The following is a 12,419-nucleotide window of genomic DNA, read 5'->3' as shown; positions in this document are numbered from 1 at the left end:
CCATGTCCCAACTCGTGCGCCCCACACTCGAACTGCCCGCCGGCCGCCGCAAGGTGCTGCTGCACTCGTGCTGCGCGCCCTGTTCCGGCGAAGTCATGGAAGCCATGACGGCCTCCGGCATCGACTACGCGATCTACTTCTACAACCCGAATATCCATCCGGTCAAAGAGTACGAGATCCGCAAGAACGAGAACATCCGCTTCGCCGAAGAACACGGCATCGAATTCATCGACGCCGACTACGACATGGACAACTGGTTCGAGCGCGTCAAGGGCATGGAAAACGAGCCCGAGCGCGGCATCCGCTGTACCGCCTGCTTCGACATGCGCTTCGAGCGCACCGCCCTGTATGCGCACGAGCACGGCTTCGACACCATCACCAGCTCGCTGGGCATTTCGCGCTGGAAAGACATGAACCAGATCAACGGCTGCGGCGAACGCGCCGCCGCCCGCTACGACGACCTGGTGTACTGGACCTACAACTGGCGCAAGGGCGGCGGCTCGCAGCGCATGATCGAAATCAGCAAGCGCGAGAACTTCTACCAGCAGGAATACTGCGGCTGCGTCTACTCGCTGCGCGACACCAACCGCCACCGCCGCGCCCAGGGCCGCGAACGCATCCACCTCGGCGTGAAGTTCTACGGGGTAGAGGAAAAACTCTAACCCCGGGTGCCTGTCCCCGCAGGGGACTGGCACCCGCAAACTCCAACCCCGGCGTGCCTGTCCCCCACAGGGAGGGGTGCCTGTCCCCGCTGGGACAGGCACCTGCAGACCCCGCAGGGGGCTGGCACACGATGCCGTCAGCACTCCACGATATTCACCGCCAACCCGCCGCGCGCGGTTTCCTTGTATTTGGTCTTCATGTCGGCGCCGGTTTCGCGCATGGTCTTGATGACGGAATCCAGCGATACGTAGTGATGTCCGTCGCCGCGCAACGCCATGCGCGCCGCGTTGACGGCCTTGACCGAGGCCATGGCGTTGCGTTCGATGCACGGAATCTGCACCAGCCCGCCCACCGGGTCGCAGGTCAGGCCCAGGTTGTGCTCCATGCCGATCTCGGCGGCGTTCTCGACTTGTTCGACGCTGCCGCCCTGCACGGCGGCCAGCGCGCCGGCCGCCATCGAACAGGCCACGCCCACCTCGCCCTGGCAGCCCACCTCGGCGCCCGACAGCGAGGCGTTGTACTTGTACAGCAGGCCGATGGCCGCCGCCGTCAGCAGGAAATCGTGCACGCCCGCCCGGTTGGCGGCCGGGACAAAACGGTCGTAATAATGCAGCACCGCCGGAATGATGCCGGCCGCGCCATTGGTCGGCGCCGTCACCACCCTGCCGCCCGCGGCGTTTTCCTCGTTGACGGCCATGGCGTACAGGTTCACCCAGTCCATCACCGACAAGGGGTCGGACAGCGTGCGCTCGGCGCGCTGCGTCAGCGCGCGATACAGCTCCGGCGCGCGCCGGCGCACCTTGAGCGGGCCCGGCAGGTCGCCGTCGGCCTCCGGATGGCCGATGCCGCAGCCGCGGGCCACGCACTCCTGCATGACTTCCCAGATACGGTCCAGCCCCTGCTCGATCTCGGCGGCGCCGCGCCAGGTCAGCTCGTTGCGCATCATCAGGCCCGCCACCGAGTGGCCGCTGGCGCGGCACATGTCCAGCAGCTCGCGTCCGGTGCGAAACGGGTACGGCAGCTGGTCGTGCGCGCCGATGACCTGGGCATTGGCCGCGCCGGCCGTGACCACGAAACCGCCGCCCACCGACAGATAGCGCGATTCGCGCAACGGTTGGCCATCGGCGTCAAAAGCGTGAAACTTCATCCCGTTAGGATGTTCGGCCAACGCCTCGCGGCGATAGAACAACATATGCTCTTTTTCGACGAACGGCACATCATGCCGACCCAGCAACAACACGCGCCGATTGGCGCGCACGGCCTGCAGCATGCCGGCGATGGCCGCGGGGTCGACCGTATCGGGCGCCTGGCCCATGAACCCCAGCAGCACGCCCTTGTCGGTGCCGTGCCCCTTGCCGGTCGCGCCCAGCGACCCATAGAGCTCGGCGCGCACGCTGGCCACGCGCGCCAGCAGGCCATCGCGCTCCAGCCCCTGCACGAACAGGAGCGCCGCCCGCATCGGGCCCACCGTATGCGAACTGGACGGCCCTATGCCTATCTTGAAAAGGTCGAAAACGGAAACTGCCACGCGCACACTCCGTATCTGGGTCCACCGCCCGCCATGGCGGTCGATAGCATCATACGCGCCGGCCCGGATTTCCGCTGCGAGGCGCGGCGTGCGATGATTACAGAATTATTTCATGTCATATATTGGCGCCGCGCCCTGCGCGCGGCGCCCCTGTCCCTGGGAGAGCCATGTCCGGACTGCTGCCGCTGCTCGATTTCGCGGGCTACGTAGCCCTGCTGCTGTGGGGCGTGCACATGGTGCAGACCGGCGTGCAGCGCGCCTTCGGCGCCGCGCTGAGCATCGCGCTGGGACGCGCGCTCGGGACGCGGTTGCGCGCCTTCGCCTCCGGCCTGGGCATTACCGCCGCGCTGCAAAGCAGCACCGCCACCGGGCTGATGATCACCGGCTTCGCCGCCGGCGGGGTGGTGGCGCTGGTGCCGGCGCTGGCCGCCATGCTGGGCGCCAACGTCGGCACCACCCTCATCGTGCAGCTGCTGTCGTTCGACCTGACCTCGCTGGCGCCCATCCTCATCCTGGCCGGCGTGTGGATGTTCCGCCGCGCCGCGCCCGGCCGCACCCGCGACCTGGGGCGGGTATTCATCGGCCTGGGACTGCTGCTGCTGTCGCTGCACCAGTTGGTGCAGCTGTTCCAGCCCTTCGAGACCGCGCCCTTGCTGGGCGTCTTGCTCGACGCGCTGGCCAGCCAGCCGGTCGCCGCGGTGCTGCTGGCCGCGGCCCTGACCTGGGCCGCGCACTCCAGCGTGGCCGTCGTGGTGCTGGTCATGTCGCTGGCCAGCCACGGCATGGTCAATCCGGCGCTGGCCTTCGCGCTGGTGCTGGGCGCCAACCTGGGCACCGCCATCAATCCGATGATCGAAGGCGTTACCGGCGACGACCCGGCCGCTCGCCGCCTGCCGCTGGGCAACCTGCTCACGCGCGTGGCCGGCGTACTGGCCGGCATCATCCTGCTGCCCTGGCTGCAACCCTGGCTCAGCGGACTGGCCGGCGACCCCGCGCACGCGGTGGCCAACTTCCACACCTTGTTCAACGTCGTGATCGCGCTGGTTTTCCTGCCCATCCTCACGCCGTACGCCGCGCTGCTGACGCGCTGGCTGCCCAAGCGCGCCGATCCCAACGACCCGGCGCGGCCGCAATACCTGGACGAATGGGCCCATGACGTGCCGGCCGTCGCGCTGGGCAACGCCGCGCGCGAGGCATTGCGCATGGCCGACATGCTGCAGACCCTGCTGCTGTACGCCCGCGCCGGTTTCAAGCGCGACAACCGGCACCGCATGGTGCAGGCACGCCAGCTCGACAGCGCGCTGGACAAGCTGGAGACCGCCATCACCACCTACCTGGCCACGCTCGACCAGGAAAACATGACGCGCGAGGATCACCAGCGGCTCGACGCCATCCTGGCGTTCTGCAGCAACATCGGCCACGCCGGCGATATCGCCTACCACGGCCTGCTCAACCATATCGGCCGCCTGCGCAAGCAAGGCCTGCTGCTGTCAGCCGATCAGCGCGCCAGCCTGGACGCCACGCTGGGCGAGCTGATCGCCAACCAGCGCCAGGCCGCCGCGCTGTTCGTCACCGACGACCTGCGCCAGGCGCGCGCGCTGGCGGGCGAAAAGGCGCGTTTTCGCGCCCTCGAGGCGGAGGCCGCCGAAACGCAGCTGCAGCAGATCAAGTCCGGCAAGGTCGATGCCGCCGAGGTCGGCGCGCTCTACCTGGACATCCTGCGCGATCTCAAGGGCATCAACTCGCACGTGGTAGGCGCATCGGCGTATCCGCTGCTGGCGCGCCACGGCGAACTCCTGCCCAGCCGCCTGCGCGACGCGGGCAACTGAGGGCCTGCCCGAGCACGGGCAGGCCCCGGCCCGCTACAGGTACAGCGCGAACCAATCCAGCATGCGCCGCCAGCCGTCCTGCGCATCGGCGGCGCGGTAACTGGGGCGGTAATCGGCCAGGAAGGCATGCCCGGCCTGCGGATACACCACGATGCGCGATGCCTGGGCGGGCGCGCCGCCCTGCTGCAGGCGCGCTTCCATGGCCCGCACATCGTCCAGCGGAATGCTTTCGTCCTTGCCGCCATACAGCCCCAGCACCGGCGCATGCAGGCTCCCGGCCACGTCCAGCGGCACCTGCTTGATCAAGGGGCCATGGCCCGAGGACAGGCGGCCGTACCAGGCCACGCCCGCCTTCACGGCGGGATTGCGGGCCGCATACATCCAGGTGGTGCGCCCGCCCCAGCAAAAGCCCGTCACCCCCACCCGCGCGCCATCGCCGCCATGGGCGGCGGCCCAGGCCAGGCTGGCATCCAGGTCGGCATGGACCTGCTCGTCCGGCACCTTGCTCACCAGTTCGGCGACCAGCCCGGGAATGTTGTCGTAGCGCGAGGCGTCGCCCTGGCGCTGGTACAGGTTGACCGAGACCGCCAGATAGCCATCGTGCGCCAGGCGGCGGCAGACATCCTTGATGTGCTCGTGCAGGCCGAAGATCTCCTGCACCACCAGCACGATGGGCAATTGCTCGCGCCCGGCCGGCGCGGCGTAATAGGCGGCCACCGGACCGCCCGGCACCGCCAGTTCGAAATCGCCGTGCGACAGGCCCTGGGTGTCGGTATGGATCGTGGTGGGTGCGGTACTACCCGCTGCGGCGGCGAAACTCATGGCAACTCCTGGGCATGGAAAGGGAATGGCCGCCCTCCTGCCGCCGCGCCGCGGTCAATGCCGGTGGTCTGCCGCCTCGATGGCATGCTGCCCGTGCTCGTGGGCCGGGTCATGCTCATGATGCATGAACGAGGTGACGCCGTAGATGAGCAGCACGCCGGCGCCCACCAGCAACAACTGCGGCACCGCATCGGCCAGCGAAACGCGTTCGTGCATTTGCGGCATCAGGTCGGCAACCGAGATGTACAGGAAGCTGCTGGCGGCCACGACCAGGACATAGGGCACTGCCGCCTGCGCCTCCTGCAATACGAAGTATCCTACAACGCCGCCTGCCGCCGTGCACAGGCTGGTGAACAGGATCAGCGAAAATGCCCTGCCCCGCGCCAGGCCTGCGTTGAGCAGCACCACGAAATCGCCCAGCTTGTGCGGCACCTCGTGCACGATGATCGACGCCGCGGTCAGTACGCCCAGCATGGGGTCGGTGAGAAAGGCCGCCGCCACCAGCACGCCGTCGGCCAGGTTGTGCAGCGAACTGCCCACCAGGATGAGCACGCCGCCTCGGCCGGCCTCGCGCCGGTTGTGGCCCTTGTGATGGTGGTGCCCGTCGCCCTCGTGGTGGTGGCTGTGGCGCAGCAGCGCGATCTTCTCCAGCACGAAGAAGCCGATCAGGCCGGCCAGCATCAGCGCGAACAGGGCCCGCGCGTCGGCGTGCGCCGTTTCGAACGCCTCGGGCAGCAGGTGCAGCAGCGCCACCGACAACAGTACGCCCACCGACAGGCTGACCATGTGGTGCAGGTACTTCGCGAACACGCGATAGGCCAGCCAGCTGGCGATCGAGACGGCGATCAGGCCGCCGGCAATCGTGGCAAGCAGTATCCAGAGCAGCAGCATGGCGAGGGGCGATTCAGGCGGGAAAGCGCAACATTATATCGTTGCAAGCGCCAAATCAAAAATGGCTGTCAGACAGTATCCGGCCGGCGCGGACGCCGGCCGGGGCCGCATCAGTGCGCCTGTTCCCAGTTCGTGCCCATGCCCACCTCGGCCACCAGCGGCACGCGCAGCGTGGCCACGTCGCACATCAGCCGCGGCAGCGCTTCGGCGACCGCCGCCAGTTCCTCGTCGGGCACCTCCAGCACCAGTTCGTCGTGCACTTGCATGATCATGCGGGTGCGCAGGCGCTCGGCGTCCAGCCAGTCCTGCACCGCCACCATGGCCATCTTGATCAGGTCGGCGGCGGTACCCTGCATCGGCGCATTGATGGCGGCCCGCTCGGCGCCCTGGCGGCGCGGCCCGGAGGCGGCGCGGATGTCCGGCAGCTGCAGCCTGCGGCCGAATACCGTCTCGACGTAGCCCTGGTCGCGCGCCAGCCGGCGCGTGTCGTCCATGTAGCGCGCCACGCCGGGATAGCGGGTGAAATAGCGGTCGATGTAGGCCTGCGCGGCGTCGCGCGTAATGCCCAGGTTGGAAGCCAGCCCGAACACGCCCATGCCGTAGATCAGTCCGAAATTGATCGCCTTGGCGGCGCGGCGCTGCTCGGCGCCGACCTCGGCCAGCGGCACGCCGAACACCTCGGAGGCGGTCGCGCGGTGGATATCCTCGCCCGCCGCGAAGGCACGCTGCAGGTTGACGTCATCCGAGACGTGCGCCATGATGCGCAGCTCGATCTGCGAGTAGTCGGCCGACAGCAGCTTGCCCTGCTCGGCGATGAAGGCCTCGCGCACGCGCCGGCCGGCCTCGGTGCGCACCGGGATGTTCTGCAGGTTGGGATCCGACGACGCCAGCCGGCCGGTGATCACCGCCGCCTGCGAATAGTGCGTATGAACGCGGCCGGTGGCCGGGCTGATCATGCGCGGCAGCTTGTCGGTATAGGTGGACTTCAGCTTGGACAGGCCCCGGTATTCCAGCAGCACCTGCGGCAGCGGATAGTCCTGCGCCAGCTTGGACAGCACTTCCTCGTCGGTCGAGGGGGCGCCGCCCGCGGTCTTGCGCACGACCGGCAGCCCCATGCGGCCGAACAGGATCTCGCCCAATTGCTTGGGAGAGTTCAGGTTGAACGGCTGGCCGGCCAGCTCGTAGGCGCGCTGCTCCAGCGCCAGCATTTCCTGGCCCAGCTTGTGGCTCTGGCGCCCCAGCTCCTGGGCATCGACCTTCACACCGTTGCGCTCGACCACGGTCAGCACGCGCGAGACCTGCAGCTCCAGCAGGTAGGTGCGCTCCAGCCCTTCGTCCTCGGCCACACGCGGGCGCAGCACCTCGTGCAACTGCAGGGTGAAATCGGAATCCTCGCAGGAATAATGCCCCGCCAGGGGGACCGCCACCTCGTCGAAACCGATCTGCTTGGCGCCCTTGCCGCACAGGTCTTCGTAGTTCACGCCGCTGCGCCCGAGAAACCGCTGGGCCAGGTCGTTCAGGCCCACGCCGCGATGCGACTCCAGCACATAGGCCTGCAGCATCGTGTCCTCGGCCACGCCCGCCAGGCTTACGCCTTCGTTGGCGAAGACATGGGTATCGTATTTGGCATGGTGCAGCAGCTTGGCGCGCCCGGCGTCCTCCAGCCAGCCGCGCAGGCGCGCGATGACCTCGTCCCTGGGCAATTGATCGCCCGCCTCGGGGCCACGGTGCGCCACCGGGATGTAGCAGGCCACGCCCGGCTTGACCGCCATCGACAGGCCCACCAGCCGCGCCTGCATCTCATCGAGCGACGTGGTTTCCGTATCCAGCGCCACCAGCGGCGCGTCCTCCACCAGCGCCATCCAGGCATCGAAGGCGGCCCAGTCGGTGATGATGCGGTAGTCCAGCTCGGCCGGCGCGACGGCCTGCGGCACGGCGCGCGCGTCTCCCGTGGGCAGGCGCTCCTGGTCGCCCGTCAGTTCGCGCAGCCAGGTGCGAAAACCGTAGCGGTCGAACAGCGCGGTCAAGGTGGCCGCGTCGCGCTCGCGCCATGCCAGGTCTTCCCAGTCCGACACATGGCCGGTCAGGTCGCAGTCGCACTTGACCGTCAGCAGCGTGCGCGTGAGCGGAAAGTTCGGAATGGCTTCGCGCAGATTGTTGCCGGCCACGCCCTTGACGCTGTCGGCGGCGGCCACCAGCGCGTCGATGGAGCCATGTTCGGCCAGCCACTTGACGGCCGTCTTGGGTCCGACCTTGTTCACGCCGGGCACGTTGTCGACCGTGTCGCCGACCAGCATCAGGTAATCGACGATGCGCTCCGGCGGCACGCCGAACTTGCTGTTCACCCCGGCAACGTCGAGCACCTCGCCGCTCATGGTGTTGACCAGCGTGACGTGCGGGTCGACCAGTTGCGCCAGGTCCTTGTCGCCCGTGGAGACGATGGTGTCGATGCCTTGCGCGCTGGCCTGCCGCGCCAGCGTGCCGATGATGTCGTCCGCCTCCACCCCTTCGATGGCCAGCAGCGGCCAGCCCAGGGCGCGTACGGCCTCGTGGATCGGCTCGATCTGCGCCGCCAGGTCTTCCGGCATGGGCGGGCGGTGCGACTTGTAGTCAGGGAACAAATCGTCCCGGAATGTTTTTCCGCGTGCATCGAAAACGCATACGGCATACTCTGCCTTATGATCCTGAACGAGCTTGCGCAACATATTGACCACGCCATAAAGCGCACCCGTGGGTTCGCCCTGCGCATTGCGCAGGTCGGGCATGGCGTGGAAAGCACGGTACAAGTAGCTCGAACCGTCTACCAGCAATAAGGTTTTTTTCATGGTTACAAAGGCAGAGCTTGCGACACCCGCCGGCAAACAAATTCCGGTGATTATGTCAGAGATAAAGACCGCGGCCGAGAAATTGGCCGACATCGGTCCCGCGGTCAGCATGTTCGGCAGCGCCCGCATCAGCCGCGAATCGCCCTATTATGAAACCTGTGCGGCGATCTCGGCAGCCCTGGCCGGCGCCGGTTTCGCGATCATCGCGGGGGGCGGCCCCGGCATCATGGAAGCGGCCAACAAGGGCGCCTTCGAGGCCGGCGGCACCAGCGTCGGCCTGAACATCAGCCTGCCCCACGAAGCGCACAACAACGAATACCAGACCATCAGCCTGTCGTTCGAGTACTTCTACTCCCGCAAGGCCACCTTCTTCATGCACAGCATGGCCTATGTCGCCATGCCCGGCGGGTTCGGCACCCTGGACGAGCTGTTCGAGGCGCTGACCCTGATCCAGACCGGCAAGGTCCCGCCCGCCCCCATCGTGCTGGTGGGCAGCGAATTCTGGCACGGCCTGGTCGACTGGCTGGGCGAGCAATTGCTGGCCAACGGCATGATCGCGGCCCACGACCTGAATCTCTTCATCATCGAGGACGACCCCGCCAAAGTCGTGCGCAAGGTGGTCGAATTCCACGACAAGCAAGGCAGGACGGACAGCCAGTACGCGCCTTCCCTCCCGGCATAACCAGGAATAACGCCTCGTTATTACCCAGAAAGAATAACCAGACGCAAAGGAAGCATCTACTTTGGCATAACACACGACGCGCGAGCGCCCACGGCGCCGGCCAGGCCCTAGACTGCCACGCAATTCGCAGTCCAGCGCTTCACTCGTTATGCCCCCATTTAAATTCACCGTACCCGCGCTGGCCGCGCTGCTGGCCGCCTGGCCGCTGGCGCACGCCGGCGCGGTGCACGACTACCCTTCCGCCGTCATCGAGGCCTACCACATCGGCCAGCTGCACACCGGCTCCACGCCCTTCGTGTGTGCGCGCTTCCATCCCGAAGGACAGGCCTCGCCGCAAGCGCTGCGCATTGCCTGCGCCGTGCAACGCTACGGCAAGGCGCGCCGCCACTTCGACGAACACGTCGCGCGCATCATCACCTGCCATGCGGCAAACAGGCCCACATCGCTGCGGGTCGAATCTGACGTTTGGACCGATCCGCAGATCTACCGCCTGTTCTCGCGCGCAGAAATCCTCTCCATTGCGCCTTGCGGCGCGGGAGGGCTGCTCCCATGAAGCGGATCTCCCCGCGTGCCGGCTGGCTGGCCGCGTCGCTGCTGTGCCTGCTGTTGCCGGGCGCGCGCGCCTGGGCCGCCTCCGAGCTGATCCTGGTGCGCGGCTATGGCAATTGCCCTTCCGGCTACGCCCCGCTGACGTACGACCAGGCGCATCGCCCCTCGTTGCGGGCGCGCATGCGCGAACTCTCGGGCAACGAGCCCTGGCCTATCCACGGCCTGGCCGACGGCCAATACCTGGGCGGCAAGTATGGCGGCGAGCTCAAGCGCGCCAGGCTCGCGGACATCCGCGGCCTGCGCGACCACTTCTGCCTCGCGTCGGGCTCGGACGGCGCGATCGGCCGGGGCGTTCACGCCTGGGGCCACGTACCCGGGTGGGGCGCCTGGCAGTGGCGCCGCACCCTTCCTCCCGCCACGGGCTTGGGCCACTACTCCAATGTGCGCGTGGCCCGGCTCGACGACCTGCCCTTCGGCGACCTGTGCGCGGTATTCACGCGTGACGGCAATCCCGTCGTGCAGGCCTGCATCAGCCCGCAGGCCGGCCGCTTGCACCGCGAATCCTACGCCACGCTGCGGCGCGCCCTGGAAACGCTGAGGCGGCAGGGCCTGCCGCTGCGCGTCTATGTCGACCACGACCGGCGCCCCGACTTTGCCGCCGTGCCGGACGTGCCGGCCTACTCGATCACCGGGCTGGCCACCTGCAATCGCGGCGGCTGCATGTAAAAAGGGTTGTGGCCGCCACGGCCACAACCCTTGCGCTGGCACCGCCGCCTGGAGGCGGCCGGCACGTGCGTTACGCGTTTTCGCGCGAAGCGCGGCGGCGCTCGTGCTCCTGCAGGTAGCGCTTGCGCAGGCGGATCGACTTGGGCGTGATCTCGACCAGTTCATCGTCGTCGATGAACTCGACCGCATACTCGAGCGACATCTGGATCGGCGGCACCAGGCGCACGGCCTCGTCGGTGCCCGACGCGCGAACGTTGGTCAGCTGCTTGCCCTTGATGGGGTTGACCACCAGGTCGTTGTCGCGGCTGTGGATGCCAATGATCATGCCTTCGTACAGCGGCTCGCCGGGGCTGACGAACATGCGGCCGCGATCCTGCAGCTTCCACAGGGCGTAGGCCACCGCGTCGCCGTTATCCTGGCTGATCAGCACGCCGTTGCGGCGCTCGCCGATCGAACCTTCGCGCAGCGGCGCGTACTCGTGGAAGATATGGCTCATCAGGCCGGTGCCGCGCGTCAGCGTCAGGAACTCGTTCTGAAAGCCGATCAAGCCGCGCGCCGGAATGATGTATTCCAGGCGGGTACGGCCACGGCCATCGGGCTGCATGTCCTGCAGGTCGCCCTTGCGGCGGCCCAGCTCTTCCATCACGCCGCCCTGGTGGGCGTCCTCGACGTCGACGGTCAGCGCCTCAAACGGCTCGCATTTCACGCCGTCGATTTCCTTGAAGACCACGCGCGGGCGCGACACGGCCAGCTCGTAGCCCTCGCGACGCATGTTCTCCAGCAGGATGGTCAGGTGCAGTTCGCCACGGCCCGAGACCTCGAACACCGTATCGTCGCCGGTGTCGCGTACGCGCAGCGCCACGTTGGACTTCAGCTCGCGCTCCAGGCGGTCGCGGATCTGGCGGCTGGTCACGAACTTGCCTTCGCGGCCGGCCAGCGGCGAGGTGTTGACCATGAAGTTCATGGTCAACGTGGGTTCGTCGATGCGCAGTACCGGCAAGCCCTCGGGCGTGGACGGGTCGGTGATGGTCGAACCGATGTGCAGGTCTTCGATGCCGTTGACCAGCACGATGTCGCCGGCTTCGGCCTCGTCCACGACAACGCGCTCCAGGCCGCTGAATTTCATCACCTGGTTGATGCGGCCGCGCTGGACCTCGCCATCGGGCCCGAAGCGGAACGCGACATCCATGTTGCCGCGCATGCGGCCGCGGTTGATGCGGCCCACGCCGATCTTGCCGACGTAGCTGTTGTAGTCCAGCGAGATGATCTGCATCTGCAGCGGCCCGTTGGCATCGTCATCGCGCTGCGGCACGTACTTCATGATGGCCTCGAACAGCGGCCGCATGTCGCCCGAACGCACGTCGTCGGTCAGGCCGGCGTAGCCCGACAGGCCCGAGGCGTACACCACCGGGAAGTCCAGCTGCTCTTCCGTGGCGCCCAGCTTGTCGAAAAGCTCGAAGGTGGCATTGATCACGAAATCCGGACGCGCGCCCGGACGGTCGATCTTGTTGACCACCACGATGGGCTTGAGGCCCAGGGCCAGCGCCTTGCGCGTGACGAAGATGGTCTGCGGCATGGGGCCTTCGACGGCATCGACCAGCAGCAGGACGCCATCGACCATCGACAGCACCCGCTCGACTTCGCCGCCGAAGTCGGCGTGTCCCGGGGTGTCGACGATGTTGATGTGCGTGCCTTCGTATTCGACGGCGCAGTTCTTGGCCAGAATGGTGATGCCGCGTTCTTTCTCGATGTCGTTCGAATCCATGACCCGTTCGGCCACCGATTGGTTCTCGCGGAAAGTGCCGGATTGGCGTAGCAATTGGTCGACCAGGGTCGTTTTGCCGTGGTCCACGTGGGCAATGATGGCGACGTTGCGCAGGGCGCGGGTCATAGCAGGTCCTTTA

At 67.4% G+C, this 12,419-nt stretch carries 10 protein-coding genes; 5 read left to right on the top strand and 5 right to left on the bottom strand.

Going from position 1 to position 12,419, the window contains the following annotated elements:
• Positions 1-2 precede the first annotated feature (2 nt).
• Positions 3-662, top strand: a complete 660-nt coding sequence (locus BN118_RS06330; protein ID WP_003810571.1) for an epoxyqueuosine reductase QueH — start codon at positions 3-5, stop codon at positions 660-662.
• Between the two features lie 137 nt (positions 663-799).
• Here BN118_RS06330 and BN118_RS06325 read toward each other — a convergent pair whose 3' ends face one another.
• A complete protein-coding gene (locus tag BN118_RS06325) occupies positions 800-2,191 on the bottom strand; it encodes an L-serine ammonia-lyase (RefSeq protein WP_010930277.1) in 1,392 nt (463 codons plus the stop codon).
• 167 nt (positions 2,192-2,358) lie between these two features.
• On the opposite strand from BN118_RS06325, the gene BN118_RS06320 reads away from it, so the two are divergent.
• The gene (locus BN118_RS06320; RefSeq protein WP_014905633.1) at positions 2,359-4,020 is read left to right on the top strand and encodes a Na/Pi cotransporter family protein; all 1,662 of its coding nucleotides are present in this window, start codon (positions 2,359-2,361) and stop codon (positions 4,018-4,020) included.
• 33 nt (positions 4,021-4,053) lie between these two features.
• Here BN118_RS06320 and BN118_RS06315 read toward each other — a convergent pair whose 3' ends face one another.
• The 3 genes from BN118_RS06315 to polA form a co-directional block, all read right to left on the bottom strand.
• The gene (locus tag BN118_RS06315) at positions 4,054-4,842 is read right to left on the bottom strand and encodes a dienelactone hydrolase family protein (RefSeq protein WP_010930275.1); all 789 of its coding nucleotides are present in this window, start codon (positions 4,840-4,842) and stop codon (positions 4,054-4,056) included.
• Between the two features lie 54 nt (positions 4,843-4,896).
• Entirely contained in the window at positions 4,897-5,733 is an 837-nt protein-coding gene (locus BN118_RS06310) for a ZIP family metal transporter (RefSeq protein WP_010930274.1), read from the bottom strand.
• A gap of 110 nt (positions 5,734-5,843) precedes the next feature.
• A complete protein-coding gene (gene polA, locus BN118_RS06305; RefSeq protein ID WP_014905632.1) occupies positions 5,844-8,558 on the bottom strand; it encodes a DNA polymerase I in 2,715 nt (904 codons plus the stop codon).
• On the opposite strand from polA, the gene BN118_RS06300 reads away from it, so the two are divergent.
• From BN118_RS06300 to BN118_RS06290, 3 genes are all read left to right on the top strand, one after another.
• Positions 8,557-9,240 carry an LOG family protein gene (locus BN118_RS06300; protein WP_458339627.1) on the top strand — a complete coding sequence of 228 codons (684 nt, stop codon included), beginning with the start codon at positions 8,557-8,559 and terminating at the stop codon, positions 9,238-9,240. The two genes, polA and BN118_RS06300, sit on opposite strands and share 2 nt — an antisense overlap.
• Before the next feature lie 148 nt (positions 9,241-9,388).
• Positions 9,389-9,793 (top strand): hypothetical protein, encoded by a 405-nt coding sequence (locus BN118_RS06295; RefSeq protein ID WP_003818640.1) that lies wholly within the window; start codon positions 9,389-9,391, stop codon positions 9,791-9,793.
• Positions 9,790-10,515 (top strand): toxin, encoded by a 726-nt coding sequence (locus tag BN118_RS06290; protein ID WP_010928248.1) that lies wholly within the window; start codon positions 9,790-9,792, stop codon positions 10,513-10,515. The genes BN118_RS06295 and BN118_RS06290 overlap by 4 nt, the downstream gene beginning before the upstream one ends.
• A 70-nt stretch (positions 10,516-10,585) precedes the next feature.
• Here the strand turns inward: BN118_RS06290 and typA are convergent, their stop codons facing one another.
• Positions 10,586-12,406, bottom strand: a complete 1,821-nt coding sequence (gene typA, locus BN118_RS06285; RefSeq protein ID WP_003818637.1) for a translational GTPase TypA — start codon at positions 12,404-12,406, stop codon at positions 10,586-10,588.
• Between the last annotated feature and the right edge of the window lie 13 nt (positions 12,407-12,419).

Source organism: Bordetella pertussis 18323 (assembly GCF_000306945.1).
GTDB classification, from domain to species: domain Bacteria; phylum Pseudomonadota; class Gammaproteobacteria; order Burkholderiales; family Burkholderiaceae_B; genus Bordetella; species Bordetella pertussis.
The sequence above is the reverse complement of the archived record's forward strand: the minus strand, read 5'-3'. Positions and strand labels throughout refer to the sequence as shown.

Bases quoted from the DNA above. Each gene is read 5' to 3' on its own strand.
- BN118_RS06330 (WP_003810571.1), top strand. From the start codon at position 3: ATGTCCCAACTCGTGCGCCCCACACTCGAACTGCCCGCCGGCCGCCGC.
- BN118_RS06320 (WP_014905633.1), top strand. From the start codon at position 2,359: ATGTCCGGACTGCTGCCGCTGCTCGATTTCGCGGGCTACGTAGCCCTG.
- BN118_RS06315 (WP_010930275.1), bottom strand. From the start codon at position 4,842: ATGAGTTTCGCCGCCGCAGCGGGTAGTACCGCACCCACCACGATCCAT.
- BN118_RS06310 (WP_010930274.1), bottom strand. From the start codon at position 5,733: ATGCTGCTGCTCTGGATACTGCTTGCCACGATTGCCGGCGGCCTGATC.
- BN118_RS06300 (WP_458339627.1), top strand. From the start codon at position 8,557: ATGGTTACAAAGGCAGAGCTTGCGACACCCGCCGGCAAACAAATTCCG.
- polA (WP_014905632.1), bottom strand. From the start codon at position 8,558: ATGAAAAAAACCTTATTGCTGGTAGACGGTTCGAGCTACTTGTACCGT.
- BN118_RS06295 (WP_003818640.1), top strand. From the start codon at position 9,389: ATGCCCCCATTTAAATTCACCGTACCCGCGCTGGCCGCGCTGCTGGCC.
- BN118_RS06290 (WP_010928248.1), top strand. From the start codon at position 9,790: ATGAAGCGGATCTCCCCGCGTGCCGGCTGGCTGGCCGCGTCGCTGCTG.
- typA (WP_003818637.1), bottom strand. From the start codon at position 12,406: ATGACCCGCGCCCTGCGCAACGTCGCCATCATTGCCCACGTGGACCAC.